Annotated in this window: 16 protein-coding genes; 8 read left to right on the top strand and 8 right to left on the bottom strand. The window is 60.3% G+C overall.

What is annotated here, in order from left to right; genetic code table 11:
• Positions 1 to 192: 192 nt before the first annotated feature.
• The 6 genes from PQR27_RS25705 to bufA1 all read right to left on the bottom strand — a co-directional run bounded on the left by PQR27_RS25705 (position 193) and on the right by bufA1 (position 3,820).
• The gene (locus tag PQR27_RS25705) at positions 193 to 921 is read right to left on the bottom strand and encodes a cytochrome c biogenesis CcdA family protein (protein ID WP_408526432.1); all 729 of its coding nucleotides are present in this window, start codon (positions 919 to 921) and stop codon (positions 193 to 195) included.
• On the bottom strand, positions 921 to 1,307 hold the full coding sequence (locus tag PQR27_RS25710; RefSeq protein ID WP_408526433.1) for a thioredoxin family protein: 387 nt from the start codon (positions 1,305 to 1,307) through the stop codon (positions 921 to 923). The genes PQR27_RS25705 and PQR27_RS25710 overlap by 1 nt, the downstream gene beginning before the upstream one ends.
• 101 nt (positions 1,308 to 1,408) lie before the next feature.
• Entirely contained in the window at positions 1,409 to 1,882 is a 474-nt protein-coding gene (locus PQR27_RS25715) for a DoxX family protein (protein ID WP_408526434.1), read from the bottom strand.
• A 24-nt stretch (positions 1,883 to 1,906) separates the two neighbouring features.
• Complete coding sequence (locus PQR27_RS25720; protein WP_408526435.1) at positions 1,907 to 2,680, bottom strand: HvfC/BufC family peptide modification chaperone; 774 nt, start codon at positions 2,678 to 2,680, stop codon at positions 1,907 to 1,909.
• Positions 2,677 to 3,519: an MNIO family bufferin maturase gene (gene bufB, locus PQR27_RS25725; RefSeq protein WP_408526436.1), complete on the bottom strand. Its 843-nt coding sequence runs from the start codon at positions 3,517 to 3,519 to the stop codon at positions 2,677 to 2,679. Before bufB ends, PQR27_RS25720 begins: the two co-directional genes overlap by 4 nt.
• Before the next feature lie 22 nt (positions 3,520 to 3,541).
• Positions 3,542 to 3,820 (bottom strand): BufA1 family periplasmic bufferin-type metallophore, encoded by a 279-nt coding sequence (gene bufA1 / locus PQR27_RS25730; protein ID WP_179740968.1) that lies wholly within the window; start codon positions 3,818 to 3,820, stop codon positions 3,542 to 3,544.
• A 235-nt stretch (positions 3,821 to 4,055) separates the two neighbouring features.
• On the opposite strand from bufA1, the gene PQR27_RS25735 reads away from it, so the two are divergent.
• The 5 genes from PQR27_RS25735 (at position 4,056) to PQR27_RS25755 (ending at position 8,884) form a co-directional block, all read left to right on the top strand.
• Positions 4,056 to 4,628: a sigma-70 family RNA polymerase sigma factor gene (locus PQR27_RS25735; protein ID WP_408526437.1), complete on the top strand. Its 573-nt coding sequence runs from the start codon at positions 4,056 to 4,058 to the stop codon at positions 4,626 to 4,628.
• A complete protein-coding gene (locus PQR27_RS25740; RefSeq protein ID WP_408526438.1) occupies positions 4,625 to 5,266 on the top strand; it encodes a DUF1109 domain-containing protein in 642 nt (213 codons plus the stop codon). The genes PQR27_RS25735 and PQR27_RS25740 overlap by 4 nt, the downstream gene beginning before the upstream one ends.
• A gap of 28 nt (positions 5,267 to 5,294) precedes the next feature.
• Positions 5,295 to 6,206, top strand: a complete 912-nt coding sequence (locus PQR27_RS25745; RefSeq protein WP_408526439.1) for a patatin-like phospholipase family protein — start codon at positions 5,295 to 5,297, stop codon at positions 6,204 to 6,206.
• Positions 6,207 to 6,308: 102 nt separating this feature from the next.
• Positions 6,309 to 7,109, top strand: coding sequence for a YkgJ family cysteine cluster protein (locus tag PQR27_RS25750; protein ID WP_408526440.1), 801 nt, complete (start codon positions 6,309 to 6,311; stop codon positions 7,107 to 7,109).
• Between the two features lie 527 nt (positions 7,110 to 7,636).
• Positions 7,637 to 8,884 (top strand): cation:proton antiporter, encoded by a 1,248-nt coding sequence (locus PQR27_RS25755; RefSeq protein ID WP_408526441.1) that lies wholly within the window; start codon positions 7,637 to 7,639, stop codon positions 8,882 to 8,884.
• Positions 8,885 to 9,497: 613 nt separating this feature from the next.
• On the opposite strand, the gene PQR27_RS25760 is transcribed toward PQR27_RS25755, so the two are convergent.
• Positions 9,498 to 10,838 carry a sensor histidine kinase gene (locus tag PQR27_RS25760; protein WP_408526442.1) on the bottom strand — a complete coding sequence of 447 codons (1,341 nt, stop codon included), beginning with the start codon at positions 10,836 to 10,838 and terminating at the stop codon, positions 9,498 to 9,500.
• 1,145 nt (positions 10,839 to 11,983) lie between these two features.
• On the opposite strand from PQR27_RS25760, the gene PQR27_RS25765 reads away from it, so the two are divergent.
• From PQR27_RS25765 to PQR27_RS25775, 3 genes are all read left to right on the top strand, one after another.
• Positions 11,984 to 12,472, top strand: a complete 489-nt coding sequence (locus tag PQR27_RS25765; RefSeq protein WP_408526443.1) for a cache domain-containing protein — start codon at positions 11,984 to 11,986, stop codon at positions 12,470 to 12,472.
• A 490-nt stretch (positions 12,473 to 12,962) separates the two neighbouring features.
• Positions 12,963 to 13,727, top strand: a complete 765-nt coding sequence (locus PQR27_RS25770) for a substrate-binding periplasmic protein (RefSeq protein WP_408526444.1) — start codon at positions 12,963 to 12,965, stop codon at positions 13,725 to 13,727.
• 443 nt (positions 13,728 to 14,170) lie between these two features.
• Positions 14,171 to 14,941, top strand: a complete 771-nt coding sequence (locus PQR27_RS25775; RefSeq protein WP_408526445.1) for a DUF3047 domain-containing protein — start codon at positions 14,171 to 14,173, stop codon at positions 14,939 to 14,941.
• A gap of 250 nt (positions 14,942 to 15,191) precedes the next feature.
• Here the strand turns inward: PQR27_RS25775 and PQR27_RS25780 are convergent, their stop codons facing one another.
• Entirely contained in the window at positions 15,192 to 15,659 is a 468-nt protein-coding gene (locus PQR27_RS25780) for a CBS domain-containing protein (RefSeq protein WP_408526446.1), read from the bottom strand.
• Positions 15,660 to 15,907: the final 248 nt, after the last annotated feature.

The following is a 15,907-nucleotide window of genomic DNA, read 5'->3' on the forward strand; positions in this document are numbered from 1 at the left end:
CGGACACCCGCCTTTAAAAAGCTCACCGGCCGCTCGCCGGCAAGCAACGCACTTTCGGAAGCCACCCGACCCGCGCCCTTTCAGACCAATCGGCATGAACGAGCAAGAATTACTGGTGAGTCATGGCGAGAAGCCCGCGCGTCTATGCGTAGCGCAGTTCTCGGCGCTGACTGCAACTCGTGGACAAACGACCTAGAGTCTCGTAGTGAACGCGGTCAGCCACATTGGACTCACCGCCAGCACAGTCGCTTCAATCGAACGGTCGAGGCCGGTCAGCACCAGCAATCCTAGCGCGACGAACACCGTTCCGAGGGTCAACCTCGTCAGTCGCCCGAGCGAAGACAACGCGCCTCGCACACGCGTGAGCGTTGCTCGCGAAATCGCCCCGAGGACGACCAGCGGGAAGCCCGCGCCGAGCCCGAACAGCACCATCAGCACCGCAATATGACCGAGGTCCGTTCCTTGCGAGGCTAGCGTCGTGGCTGCGCCCAGCGTGGGCCCGACGCACGGGCTCCACACCAGACCGAGCAGCAGTCCGATACAGAATTGCCCCGGCAGTCCGTCGCCCCTTACCCTGGCGAGCGCATTCTGACCTGCTCCGCTCAAGCCCCAGACGAGACGGGCGAACGCCTGCTGCAACCGCGCGGAAAGCATTACTACGCCGAACACGATCATCAAGGCCGCAGCCGCACGCCGGAACGTCTCCGGGTCGAGTCCGGCCGAGGCGCCGAGGGTCGCGATAAAAATTCCGACTGCAGCGAACGATACGCTCAAACCGGTCGCCAGCGCCAGCGTGCCGAGACGATGCGAAGAAAGCGCGGATGCGACCAGAATCGGCAGCAGTGGCAAGACACACGGAGACAATGTGGACGCGGCGCCCGCCGCAAATCCGATCGCGTAAGTGCCGGCGCCGAAGTCCATCAAAGCGCCTTGTCGAAAGTTTCGCGGATTGCCGATTCCTGGGTCTGGCCGGTCGAGCGCGCAACTTCACGCCCTTGCCTGAACACCACAAAAGTCGATTGCTGATTGACTTTGAGCGCCTTTTTCAGCGCCGTTTCCTTGTCGAAATCGGCCACGAAAACCGTCACCTGCTTCAGTTGCGGGTCGTCCGAGAGCTTGTCGACGATCGGCTTCTGCACGCGGCAGGTGGGACACCATGTGGCATGCAGATAGATGATGGTCGGTTTGCCGGCGGCCAGATCGTGGTCGAACTGGGCCTTGTCATAGGGCTTCTGGTCGGCCCACGCGCTCGATGCGAGTGAGAGAAACAACCAGGCCAGGCCATATCGGATGAATCGTGAGTGCATCGCCACTCCTTCAGTGTGTTGACGAGGGCGGTACTGCATGGAGACCGCCGCCTCTTGCATATTAAACTTCCCGTGTGCGATTCCCCCGCGCTCACTCGCCGCTAGCGGATACCGAACTTGTGGTCCAGCGATAGCTTGCCCGCGCCGCGCGCGATGATGATCAACAGCAAGCCGGCCCACGACAGGTGCGTCGGCCACGCGTCTGGATAGACGAACACTTCGATCACCGTCGTCATACCCAGCAGCGCAAAGGCGGAGAACCGCGAGAACAGCCCAAGCACAAGCAGCAGCGGAAACAGATGCTCGGAGTACGCGGCGATATGCGCGGCGATCTCCGGCGGCACGAGCGGCAGCTTGTACTCGGTGCGAAAGAGTTCATAGGCACTCGGCGTCAGCGTGAGAAAGCCGCTGACCTTGGTGCGGCCCGACATGAAGAAAATTGCCGCGATGGCGAAGCGCGCGACAAGCGAAAGGAGCGAATTGCCGATTAGATCCTGCAGCCGCGCCGCCAGACTGTTCCAGCGGCCGCGCAATGAAGCGCGTGCACGGGGTGGCGTGTTCTGGATCGCTTCCATGTGAATCTCCGTTGGTCAATACGTTCAGTGCGCAGGGGAACCAGGATCGATTGCCGCGAATACGCCCGCTGTGATCAGATCGCCGATAAGCTGTGTGAAATCGAGCGACGGTTGTGCATCGAGCGCGTTATGCGCCGCTTCGTCGAGCGTCTTCGATGCGGCGCAAGCATCGAGGAAGGCGCAACCGCCTGGGCCCAGCGGTTGCCACATCACGGCGCCTGCTGGGCGCGTAAGCAATGCGCCTTCGCCTGACCAGTCAAGTTGCCCGGGCGTGTCGATTGTTTCGCGATTGCAACGCCAGATCGTGTAGGCCGGCTGACCAGCAAACCACTGCCAACGTACAGACGCACGCAACGGCAGCGTCATCTGGCCCAATTGCTCCGGAGCCAGGCTTGCCATCGAAGTCACGTCGATCCCGGCTTCGTCCCTCGCGGTGTGCACGTCGGTCCACAGCCGGTCGAGTCGCGCGACATTCGCCAGATAAGGCACAGCCTGCGCCGGTTCGAATGTCTCGATGAATTCGGCAAATGTGCCGCCGTAAAGCAGCAGCCGTGGATCGGATGGTGGCGAGCGGCGCACATATATCGCAGCAGCCGCGCGAAACCAGTCTGTGCCGACAAGCTGTTCGACCGTTGGAAAATTCGCCTGCAACGCGTCGATGCAGCTCTTCACGACATTGTTGCGATACACCGAAAAGCCGGGTTGCGCGATCAACGAAGCGATCGACGGATGATTCGCATCGGCGCCGTACAGTGCGCCGGCGAATGCGTCCTGAAAGTGACTGAGCGAGGTATTCATGCAATCACCTCCGAGCGATCGATTACCCGCTGAGCGGTGGTGCGCTCCGTCAGCAGAACGTCGAAAGGCGGTATGTGATCGTCGCGTTCGATCAACGTGGGGCGTGCGCCGATCCGCTCGATCACGCGCCGGTATAAAACCCAGACATCGTCTGCGATCGGTGCATCGTGCGAGTCGATCAGGAGAGTACTTTCAGTGGCCGCATCCCTGCTATGCCCTGCCAGATGAATTTCCATCACTGCGTCTGCGGGTACGGCATCGAGGTACGACTCGGCGCTGAAACCCAGGTTGTGCGCGCTGATATAGACGTTGTTCACGTCGAGCAACAGGCCGCAGCCAGTTCGACGGCAAAGTTCGTCAAAGAACTCCCGCTCGCCGCATGTATGGCCGTCGAGTTGCAAATAGTGCGTGGGATTCTCGATCGCGATACGTCGACCGAGCGCGTCCTGGGTTCGGTCGATGTTCTCCGCAACGCGGATGAGTGCGTCATCGCTGCGCGGGAACGGCAGCAGGTCCGGATGATACTGGTCGCGCCACGCTGACCACGCGAGGTGCTCCGAGATGAGCGCGGGCTCGACCCGCTCCACCAGTGTCCGAAGCCGCCGTAAGTGATTCTCGTCCGGTGGACAATCCGCTGCCAGCGAAAGCGACACGCCGTGCAGCGACAGCGGGTGACGGCAGCGGATCGCCTCCAGCCATGCAAGGCGGGGACCACCGCCGACCATGTAGTTCTCCGGATGGACCTCGAACCACAGACCGTCCGCCGTAGAAGCGTGAGCGTGCGCGTAATGATCCGGCTTGAGGCTCAGGCCGGCGCCCATGTCAGGTAGCGTTTTCATGATCGGCAAGCGGCGTGCGGAATCAGGAGTCCATCGGCGTAAGCGAACCCGTGCCGTGCGGCGTCTTGATCGTCGTGCAGGTGCCTGCCGGGACGTTCTTCCACGAGTTGCCCTGATAGTCCATCTTCGACGTGCCCGCGCAGGTCGTGCCAGCGCCGGCTTTACAATCGTTGTGGCCGGCCATGGCCACGCCGTAGCACTTCTCCATCGCGCCAGCGGCGGCCGGTTGCGTTTGCGCGATAGCGCCGGTGGCGAGCGAAGCGAGTGCAAAAGCGGCAGCGGCGAGTTTCAGGTTGTTCATGATGAATTCCTCAGGAGACTTCATGTCAGGGTGAGTGAAAGCGCAGGCACGTTCAGGCAATGAGCCACGATGTTTGCGTTTCCGGAAGCTAATTCGCCGGCATTCCACAACCGGTTACACTGCGCTCGATAAATTTTTTGTGAGCGAGCGTCGCGCTCAGGCGAAATTGGCGTTCGCCAAGGCAGCGTAGAATTCGCGGAAAATAAATTCACCCTTCGTGTAACTAGAGCGACCGATGGATCGAACTAACGATGGCGCGACGTTGCTGGCAAAAGAGAGGCAGCTGCAGGCGCTGCTCCTCAAAGGCATGGAGGGCGACGCAGTGGCCTATCGGCGGTTTCTGTCGGAGTTGAGCACGCATCTGCGCGGCTTTCTGAGGCGCCGCCTGCACAGCCAGCCAGGCGACGTCGAAGATCTGGTGCAGGAAGTGTTGCTGGCGGTCCATAACGGACGGCAGACCTACCGGCCCGACGAACCCCTGACCGCCTGGGTCCACGCCATCGCCCGCTACAAGCTGACGGATTACTTTCGGGCGCGCTCACGACACGACGCGTTGAACGATCCGTTCGACGACGCCTTCGAGTTGCTCGCCGCGCCCGATCTGGAGCCGGCGCAGGCGAAGCGCGATCTGGGCAAGCTGCTCGAGCAGTTGCCGGACCGCCAGCGGTTGCCGATAGTGCACGTCAAGCTGGAAGGCTTGTCCGTGTCGGAGACCGCCCGGATGACCGGTTTGTCGGAGTCGGCGGTCAAGATTGGCGTGCATAGAGGCCTGAAGGCGCTGGCTGCGAAGATTCGAGGAACGCAATGAAAACGGACGACATCATTTCAATGCTTGCGACCGGCGTCGCGCCCGTAGACCGGCACGTGCTCGCCAGACGCTTCTGCACCGCGATCCTGTTCGGCGCCGTGGGCGCGACGGTGGTCGTGGCACTGCTGCTCGGCGTGCGCCGCGATCTCGCCGTGGTGGCTGCCACGCCGATCTTCTGGGCAAAAATCGCCCTGCCGCTGTGTTTGATGCTCGGCTCGCTGTGGCTGTCGACGCGGCTTGCGAGGCCCGGCGTAGCGGCCGGCGCGAGCGGCTGGCTGATCGCCACGCCGGTGGTGGTCGTCTGGCTGGCTGGGTTGTACGTGCTGATGGCCGCGCCGGCCGACGTGCGGCTCGCGTTGGTGCTCGGTAAAACCTGGCGGGTCTGCCCGCTGAACATTACGATGCTATCCGTGCCGGGATTCATCACGGTGTTCTGGGCGCTCAGGGGACTCGCGCCGACCCGCCTCGCTCTCGCCGGTGCTGCGGGTGGCCTGCTGGCCGGGTCGACCGCTACGCTCGCGTACTGTCTGCACTGTCCCGAGATGGGCATACCGTTCTGGGGCGTGTGGTATCTGCTCGGCATGCTGGTGCCGACCGTCATCGGCGCCGTACTCGGACCGCGTCTACTGCGTTGGTAAGGACGCTCGACATGCAGCGGAGGCCGCCATGTCATCAATTCATTCCCCGGCAGCGGATTCGCCGGCAAACCCGCTTCGCGCACCTCTGACCGCATTCGTCTTCGCCGGCGGCGGCAGTCTGGGTGCGATCGAAGTTGGCATGCTGCGTGAATTGCTCAAGCGCGGCGAGCACCCCGGTTGTGTCGTCGGCGCATCCGCGGGCGCTATCAATGCGGCTTATTTTGCGGGCAATCCGAACGTCGACGGCGTCGCGATGCTCGAGGCGCTGTGGTGTCGCATCCGCCGGCAGGACATCATGCCGTTCTCGATGCTCGGGCTGCTCGACATGGTGTTGCGGCGGCGCCCGCATCTCGTCGAGGCGACTGCGCTGCGTCAACTGCTGGAAAAAAATCTTTCGTTTGCGCGAGTGGAGCACGCCGCGCTGCCCTTGCATATCGTCGCGACCGAAATGCTGTCGGGCGGCGAAATCGTAATCTCGTCCGGTCCGGTGGTGGATGCGGTACTGGCGAGCGCCGCGATTCCCGGTGTGTTTCCGCCGGTGCGGATCGACGGCGTGGATCTGGTCGACGGCGGTGTGGCGAATAACACACCCATTTCGGTGGCCGTCGGGCTTGGCGCGACGCGTATCGTCGTGCTGCCGGCCGGCTTCGCCTGCGCGTTACGCTCGCCGCCCAATAGCGCGATCGCTCAGGCCATGCATGCGTTGACGCTGGTCATTGCTCGCCAACTGGTTCGCGATCTCGAGTTCTACACACCGCGCGCGGACATTTATGTCGTGCCGCCGCTGTGCCCACTCGATATCTCGCCTTATGACTACACCCAATGCGACCGGCTGATCGATCGCGCGGCCGAAAAAACCCGCGTCTGGCTCGATGACGGCGGACTCGAACGCGTTTTCATTCCCGGCGAATTGCGGCAGCACGCTCATACGGCCCACTGAATTGCGGCAACCGCCGCAACTTTTTCACGCTTGTCCCTGTAAGAATTTCGGCGCTGGCCCGACCAAGCACGACGCAACCGAACCTGAAGGGACAAAAACAGCGTGGACCATATCAATTTCGCCTGTACGACATGTGGCCAGTGCTGCCACGATTTGCGCCTGCCGCTGACGATCGCTGAGGCAATCGCCTGGCTGGAACGCGGCGGACAGATGGAGCTGCTGTGCGAAGCCATTCCATGGCCGATCGAGCCCGAAGCCGACAATGCGCAGGCCGCGTACAAACGGGCGCGTTCGTCGGCTGCCATGAGCGGAACGTTGCCGGTGCGCATCTCGATCATTCTCACCGCGGCGTTTGCTGGCGCGTGTCCCAATCTGCGTACCAACATGCTCTGCGGTATTTACGAGGAACGCCCGCTGGTCTGTCGGATCTATCCGGCGGAAATCAATCCGTTCGTACCACTCGTGCCGGAAAACAAGGCCTGCCCGCCGGAAGCGTGGCAAACGACACCGTTGCAACGGCAAGGCATCCTTGTCGATGCGACGACCTATGAACTGGTGCAGCAGTCGCGTCTCGCCAACCAGTCGGAAGCGCCATTGCGGATGCAGATTTGCCGTGAGCTGGGGCTCGATCGTGCCGCCCTGGCGAACGAGGGGTTCGTCATTCACACACCGGACAGCGAAGTCCTGCTCGCTGTCCTGGAGCAGTGCCGCACGTCACCGGTATCCGAGGACGGATTGGTGCAATGGACGTTCGTTTCGAATCGTGCGGAGACCATCGAGACCCTTACCTCCGTCGGCGCGGCCAGCTATCCCGATCAGTTCGCAGCAGATGGGACTTTCAGATTTCTCGGGTTTTTCCCCTCGTCGTTGCCCCACATTCAAACGCCCGTGGACAAACGTTAGGCCCCGGGCTCGAAGGCGCACCGTCAACAGATCCGAGAAAACGTCGCACAAGGCATCGAGTCCCGCCCAGCGATGCCAGGGGCCATCGGCATCAGCTATCCGGCGGCACAAACGCGGACAAAGTGGAGTGGCCGCTAACGGACGGTCTCCCGGCGTGCGGTGAGGTACATCGACGGTCTCCAAATGGCCGAACCAGGTCCGACACAGACCCCGATCGATCGCGGATCGTGGCAGGCATGCGAAAGGCACAAACCGACCCCACTGCCGTCATTCAATCATTGCTCACGAAGGTCTCAGGTTCAGCCTAACGGCGCCATTCGGTGGAGCGTGACTGAACGTTATCGTGAACGGCCGCTTTGTAGAAGATTGATTGCCTCCGCTGTACCCACAACTGAACTTCGACTCGCGGGAAAACAGACGTTCGAGAAATGCCCTTTTCGGTTGCCGGCGATCACTCGGTAGAATGGCGTCGGCGCCGATCCCAATCAGGGCGGACCCACCTCGAACCCGAACCGGTGTAGTCCCTCATGACCTTGTTCCAGACCGTGACAGTCCTGATCGCGCTGACTGCGTTGGGTGGCTATCTAAACCACCGCCTGCTGCATCTGCCGCCTACGATCGGCCTCATGGCAATTGCGCTGGTGTCCTCTCTCGTGCTGGTCGTCCTGGGAGAGACTGGAGTCGTCGAAGTCCATAGGTATGCCCGTTTCGTTCCCAGTATCGATTTCAGCGATCTGGTCTTTCACGGCTTTCTTGCTTTTTTGCTGTTTGCCGGGGCGCTGCATGTGGACCTGGGTGATCTGTACAAGGTCAAGTGGACCGTCACCATCCTTTCCACGTTTGGCACCATCATTTCGACGTTTGTCATAGGCGCCTTGTTCTGGTCCGCAGCTTACCTGCTGGGATATGAGCTGCGGTTCATCTTTGCGTTGCTGTTCGGCGCACTGATCTCTCCGACCGACCCTATTGCCGTGCTTGGCATCATCAAGAAGGCTGGAGCGCCGAAGGCTCTGGAAACCCGGATCACAGGCGAGAGCCTGTTCAACGACGGGGTCGGCGCTGTAATCTTTCTGACGATCCTGGGTATTGCTACCGGTCGGGGTGAGCCGAGCGTTGCCAGCGTGTCGTGGTTTTTTGTCCAGGAAACGCTTGGCGGTATCGCGCTCGGCTGGCTTCTTGGCTGGATTGTGTTTCTACTGCTTCGCAAGATCGACGACTATCAGGTCGAGGTCCTGCTTTCCATCGCGCTATGCATGGGCTCGTATGCGCTTGCCGACGCGATTCATATGTCGGGGCCGATCGCCGTGGTCGTCGCCGGGCTATTCCTCGGCAACAACGAGCGAGACCTCGCGATGTCCGAACAGACGCAACAGTATCTGGAGACGTTCTGGCAACTGGTCGACGAAATTCTGAACAGCTTGCTGTTCCTGCTAATCGGACTGGAAATTCTCGCGATCAAGGAGACTGGAGCCTATCTCGTCCTCGGATTACTGGGCATTGCGTGCGTATTGATCGGGCGATGCATCAGCGTCCTGATCCCGATCAGGATCATGAGTTTCGTTGTATCTTTTCCGAAGGGCACCATCACACTGCTGACATGGGGTGGCCTGAGGGGCGCCCTTTCAATCGCGATGGCTTTTCTGCTACCTCCAGGTCACGAACGCGAGTTGATCCTCACGACCACATATATGGTTGTGATCTTCTCCATCCTCGTCCAGGGTCTGACGTTTGGCCCACTGCTCCGAAAAATCGTTCCTCCTGCACAGGACAGCTGATGGTCTGCAAGTGTCGGGGGTGATATCGAAAAACCGTCTTGAGAGAAACTCCGATCGTCCGCACCGCACGCAATCGTCTGAAACAGGCCTGGCTCCTTACGCGCTGCGCGTAAAGGATAGATGGGTTGGATGAGTTATGGAAAGCGGAGTTCGGCGGCCCGCGCAACGCGTTGGAGAACTTGCGGTGACTCAAATTGGCCGGCCGCGAAGGGTCGCCCGACCTTTTCAGTAGATGCGCTATCGAAAACTCATGGCTCCGACCGCGGTCAAGAAAACAGCGGTAGAGATTCCACTGCCGTTTGACGCCTTCGTCGCGAATGCGTGGATCGACCGGTTCGAGTGGGAGCGATCCGGTACTGATTGCCCCGGCTGGTACGATAGTGCAAGCCCTTTGCGAAATGCGACAGACCCGCGATTACGGTTTGATAAGGGCATGTGGCGGGCAGTCATCGCGAAATGCAGATTCTTGCGCACTCACATCGTGGCCATGTCGTTGAGCCCAATGGGTCTGCGCTGACCGCTCAACAGCAGGAGCAGGAGCAGTAGCGAATTGCAGCATAGGCGCGGGAAACAGAATGCTCTGGCGCACATCACAGCGGTGGTTTCCGCGCGATCAACCATCGATGATGGCTGACACGCGCGACGGCAAAACGAGCAACGCTATCACGCCGCTTTGGCCGTCACGCCGATTCTCCAGCGAAATCGACCCGCCGTGTTTTGCGACCACTGACTTTACGATTGACAAACCCAGCCCACTGCCTTCGACCGTTTCGGAATTCAACCGGAAGAAGCGGTCGAACACGCGGTCTAGCGCGTCCTCCGGAATGCCCGGTCCGGTGTCGGTCACACGTACGATTGCGCCCGCTGCATCCTCGAATACATCGATATCCACACAACCACCGGCGGGCGTGTATCGCAGTGCGTTCTCGACCAGATTGCGCACCGCCATGCGCAACTCCCCTTTGTTGGCATTCACGTGCGCGGCTTCGAAGCGCTTGACGCCCAGATCGATCGAGCGCGCATCCGCGACCGGTAGCAGATCGGCAACGACCGTCTGAACCATCTCGCGTACGTCGACCGTATCGACGGCCGCACCCGGATCGTGTTGCGCATCGGCGCGCGCGAGTTCGAGAAGCTGCCGGATCATCGTCGCCGTGCGGACGATCGCTTCGCGCAGTTCGCGCAACCGTTCGCCGCGCGCAGTCGCATCGGGCGCATTTTCCAGGTTGTCGATACGCAGCTGCAAAGCGGCGATCGGCGTGCGCAGTTCGTGCGCCGCATCGGCAATGAAGCGCTTCTCTCCATCGACGCCGATCTGCAAACGCGCAATCATCCGGTTGATCGAATCGGCGAACGGCCTCACCTCTTCGGGTGCGTGCGATATGTCGAGTGGCGTCAGGCGGCTAATGCCGACCGCCTCCGCATCCGCACTCGCGCGTTCCAGCGAAGCGAATGCAGCATTGACGACCAGCGGGATCGCGATACACACGAGCAGTATCAGGATAAACGTAGGCACCAGACTCTCGAGCGCCGCGCGCCCTGCGGTCTGTTCGCGAAACGCGATCGGCTGGCCGACCTGATAAGTCAAATCGTCCGAGTCCTTTCTTAGAGTGTAGAGCCGGTAACGATGACCATTGATCCGCTCGACCGAGTAGCCGCTCGGTGCGTTGCGGTTGAAGATCACTTCCGGGTCGGTATTGTCGGTCGGCGGGGAAAGCCCCCGTTTCCATATTTGCCCGACGAACCCGTCGATCGAATGCTGCGGCGGACCGCTTGTGCCGATCGTGCCCACCTTGCCGGCCGAGAGCCAGACCGCCGCGCCCTGCAGATGCTCGTCGAGCAGTTGATCAATATGCTTCATCGAAAGCCAGTACGACGCGCAGGCATCGGCGGCGCCGACGACAGCGAACAGCACGACCAATGTTCCGATAATCCGGCTCTTCAACGATTTCATGCTGCGGGCTCCAAAATATGCCAGCCGACCCTTCCCATTCATTCGCCTCCGATGACCAACGGGTAATGACGATCGGCGCGACGACCCGCAATGCCAGTTGGCCCGGTCTTTTATATCCGCTGCTTACGGTGCCGGATTCCGCCTTCGGAGTAGCCAAAGGCCTGGAGAATTCGCGACGAACCGCTCGAACATCGCGAACTCCAGTAGTGAGTTGTCGGCCAACCAGTCCTCGCGTGCCAAGCCGGACGCAACACCAGGATTTGACCCGATGGACCTCAGCGTACGTCGCGAAAATTAGAGCAAAATTAGCCAGCGCAGCGAGTAGACTCCTAGCCGGTTGCCGCCAGCAGGTACGCCCGCAAATATCTGCGAACAGGTGGGTCTCGCGCGGCAACATTATGAAGCGACCTGCGTCAAGCGTGTCGAAAGCACATCAGGCAGGCCCAACTGCCGTAATGGGGGTGCCTTATGCCGTATGCGCCCGACGTTCGCAGTGCTTGAGGGGGCACAGCTTGCACGCAAGATCAGGCATCGATTGAGGCAGCACTGGCAACTGGCTCAACGTTGTGCGTGAAATGCTCTCGGCATGGGCTTTTTTGTCATGCAACGACTCCTTGCACCCTATGTGAAGGGGAGCGATTGGCCGAGTAAATATGTGGGGCGCCCTAACCTGTTTGTGGAACGCCCGCAGTGGCACGTATATGACTTGGGCGCCGTGCGGTGGACTGCTGGCACGGGTTGACAGTTTGGTGCGCTTCGGCCAATTTCCGCCATTCGCGACCGTCCGCTGTCCGGTCGACAATATTCGTAATCTCTCATCTCACGTCGCCCATGCGATGCGGGAAAACGAGCCTGGCCAGGCTGCGCTTCGCGTACTAGTCTTCTCGCATACGGAGCGGGTGCTTCACTCCCACGAGCGGCTCTTGTGCGGTTGTCGCAGAGTCTGTTACGAAGCGCCGCCGGGTCCGCTCAGCGGTCGTCATTCGATATGACTAGATAAGCCATCGAAATCCGCCCACATCTGGAAGTCGGGATAGACACACAGTCACACGCAGAGGCTATCTAGACCCAGCGCGATCATTTCAGACCGAAAAAAGCGACCGATGTACGGAACAGCGCCGCAGTCAGCGGCTGGAGATAGCGCTATGAACGCGAAAGCTCTCTTTACCAGCATCTTGCTCCTGGCTGGATTGTACTGCTCCGCATCGCCTGCATTTTCTCAGCCATCGCCCCAGACGTCCGAAGCGGCAAAACAGACCGAGGCGCTGGTCGACAAAGCTGCGGCGTTGATCGACAGTAAAGGCAAGGAGGCGTTTTCCGAATTCAGAGTGAAAGGAAGTGAGTGGTTCCACGGGGACACCTATCTGTTCGCTTACGATCTGAAGGCAAATGTCTTGTTGAATCCGGCCTTCCCAGCCCGTGAGGGGACCAACGTCAGCGGTCAGAAAGATACCAACGGCAAGCTGTTTCACGACGCCATGATTCAGATGGCTGAAAAGAAGGGATCGGGCTGGGTCGACTACATGTTTCTGAGACCCGGGCAGACTCAGCCATCGCATAAATGGACCTATGTGAAGGCAGTAAAGATCAACGGAGTTCCAGGCCTGGTGGGTTCCGGCTTCTATTCGGAGTAGATTCTGGCTAGCCTCAGTCGACCACCGCAGGGCCGCGGAAGAAGCCGCTTTGGCGAGGAGTCACGTGTCGCAGTTGCGGGACTGTCGATGACGCAGCGCGGCAAGTGAGGCTCCAAAGTGTTTTGCGCCAGTGCGCGAAGCGTTCGTACTCCTGACGGCATGATGGTGGTTACGGCTGGCCAGGCCGAGCCGGGCCACGGCGCTGGTGTCCCGATGCAAGTCACGTCCAGTGGCTCGACGGATCTGCACGCCTTGGTGATATTTGTGCTCGACGCCACCAAACCGTTTTCATCTCCCGCAAATTTCCCGTGAGCAACGGTTTAAGCGCCTCACCGCGTGAAAATCCTCTTGTGGGCTTCGCTTTGCAGTTCGATGGATCTACGATTCACGCCATCGCCCCAGGTTTTGCCAGTTTCCGTGACTGCAGTTTTCGTGAGGTCGGATACGCGAGCAGTTGGATCATGAGTAGCAGGATATATAGGGGGGAAGGATGGACAGACGCAGTCTGTTAGTCGCGGCGGTCGGCGCCTTAATTGGTTCGACTGCCCGAGCACAGCAAACATTGAAGGCCGCGGGTCAGGACGTGAAACCGTGGGTCATCCACGAGCAGAGCGGGCTATCGGGCGTGGCTGTCGATCTGACACGCGCAATAAGCAAGCAAATGCGTGTTCTCATTGAGTACGAGCCGATGATCTTCGCAGACCTTATACCGGCGGTCGACAGCGGCAAGATTAACCTCATCGCCACGAATATGGCGATCACTCCGGAACGAGAGCAGCGAGTTGACTTTAGCAGGCCGTACTGCAACCCATTGCCTGAGGCCCTGGTCGTGCAGTCGAGCGACGCAACGCCTTACCGCACGCTCGCAGAGCTGAACGGCCTTCCCGTCGGAGCGCAGAAAGGGAGCATCCAACTCGCTTTGCTCCAGAAAACCGGGGGGTTTTCGGAAATCAAGGTCTACGACACGCAAAAGGACGCCTGGAATGCTGTAGCGTTGGATCAGATAAGGGCAACCATTACACCCGGGGTCGAAACGCGATACGCGGCCAGGGCGGGTGACCTGCCTCAAGGCGCGCGCTTAGTGGAGACGTACCAGTCTGCGTCACCGAAACCGAGGGCCGCACTCGCGGTCCGGAAAGGAAACCGCGACTTGCTCAACAGGATAAACGCGGCGCTCGACCAGCTGGAAGCTGATGGAATCTTGAAGTCGATCTTCAGCAGGTACGGCTTGGACGATTGGGCACCACCGAAGTAAAGATAAGCCCACTACCAAGCAGACCTGCCCTGCTTGCCCCTGCAGCCGGAGGAGGACGCGAAGTCGAATGGCTGCTTTCGACAGCGCGTATGGCTGCTGTGGGTCGGGAGTGTGAGTTCGCCGATGCAGGAAGCTGCCGTCCGGCTGCTCGATGCCGCCGCGATCAGCCAGCCGCCACATTGCTGACGTAGCCCCTGCCCGCCCCATGCCGGCAATGGCCGAAGAAGACTCTCTCTCGTCCACCGGCGGCACACCATAACTGGCAACCTGCATCGTCTCTAGTCGCACGATTTGTCGCGAAGGCAGGGTTGGGTCTCGTGCTGCAGATTCACGGTCCAGCGTTCAGATCAACAGAACCTGACCGCCGGCGTAAAGGCTCACTGAAATGCCGTCAGCTGAGCCGACTACAATGGATGTTAGCCAAAAGACGAATAGGACCAGCCATGCATCTCCCCTCGATCCATCGAGCGCGGAAACGAACAGCTCGGCCAGGCTGGATCGGCGTGTGCATCGCGCTCCTTCTGCTGCCGCCAGCCCTCCTTGCCCAGGACGAAAAGCCGGGTATTGTCTTTTCCACGATCCAGCCCGAAACACCACTGCCCGCGGGCTGGAAGAATCTGCCGGTCGTGCACGGCAAGCCCATGACGCAATACACGCTTGTTCACGACGGCCACATCACCGTCCTTCAGGCGGACGCGAACCGGTCTGCTTCTGCGCTGATGCACGAGGGTAATATCGACCTCGGCCGCACACCCGTCGTGGCATGGCGCTGGAAAGCAGAAAGACCGATCGAGGGCTCCGACAACCGCGTCGGATCGAAGGAAGACGCGCCAGCGCGACTGGTGTTCTTATTTGACGGCGACAAAAGCAAGCTATCGTTTTTCGACCGGGCCAAGATGGACCTGGCAGAGCGCCTGGGTGGCGAAGAGTTGCCCTATGCCACGCTGATGTATATCTGGTCGACCACTGCCGCGCCAGGCACCGTCATTGCCAACCCTCACACGGACCGCGTACAGATGATCGTGGTCTCCGGTCTGTCCGGCGATGCGGATCAGTGGCAAAGCCTGCGCCGTAATATCGTACAAGACTACGAGCGGGTCTTTCACGAACCGCCAGGACGAATCACCGGCTACGGGCTGCTGACCGATACCGACAATACCGGTACCACGACACGCGCTTGGTACGGTGACATCCAGTTCCTGCCCGGGCCTTGATAACCCAATACCACCCGCTTCTGCCAAAAGCGCTTATCGCGGCTGTCGAGCGGGGTTCAGCCGACCTTATCAGGCGGCGGTCGTTTAGGGTTGGTCGATGCCTGCCATCGCCCGCAGGAATGTGAGTGAGCCGCCGTGCTTCGCTGGCAGGCGTCGACCAACCCTAAACGAACTGAGCCAACCGCGTCGGGCGGATTACCCAAGGTCGGTTGGCGGGGCACCACGCCCATGCCTAGTCGCGCACGAATGCTTAATAGGCGCCGCCGGTATCGATGGTCAGGTAGAGCATGTCATGCTCGAGAATACTGATGAAATGTTCGTCCTCCTGGATCAGTTCTTCGAGGATGTCACTGTTGGATAGCACGCCGACAACCTGTCCGGAATCGATGACCGGCAGATGCCGGATCCTCCTGGTATGCATCAACGCCAGGCACTGTTCACAAGTGTGCTCGGGCGTGACGTAAAACACCTGGGTAGTCATGATCTCCCCAACCTTCGTCTCGGCGGCGCTGCGGCCGGCCAGTTCGACCTTGCGGGCATAGTCGCGCTGGGACAGGATGCCGACAAGATTGCTGCCTTGCAACACCAGCACGGTGGTGACATCCTCGTCGGCCATCAGACGCAGTGCCGTTAGCACTGCGTCATCGGGGCCAACCGAGATTACCTCCCGAGGGTTCTCAGACAGAATTTGCCGAGCCGTCTTTCTCTCCTTTTTCATAGTCGTCTCCAGTAGAGGACCGGCATTTGCGCACGCCAGTGCCATCGATCTGCTCACGAAGAAAGGGTAGCGTCCGCAAAACCTGCGGAGTCACCGAGCCAAATGTCAGCCACCGTGTTTCACGTCCGTTATTTGCCTGCCGGTTTTTGATTATGGTCGAATTGAAGTGTAGTCCGCTTCATGTGCCTCAAACCAGAGCGACCGCAAGTGCGAGCGCACCGGATCCATTCGTGACACTGGACCGGGCG

Origin of the sequence: Paraburkholderia fungorum, assembly GCF_046027215.1 — a bacterium.
GTDB lineage: Bacteria > Pseudomonadota > Gammaproteobacteria > Burkholderiales > Burkholderiaceae > Paraburkholderia > Paraburkholderia fungorum_D.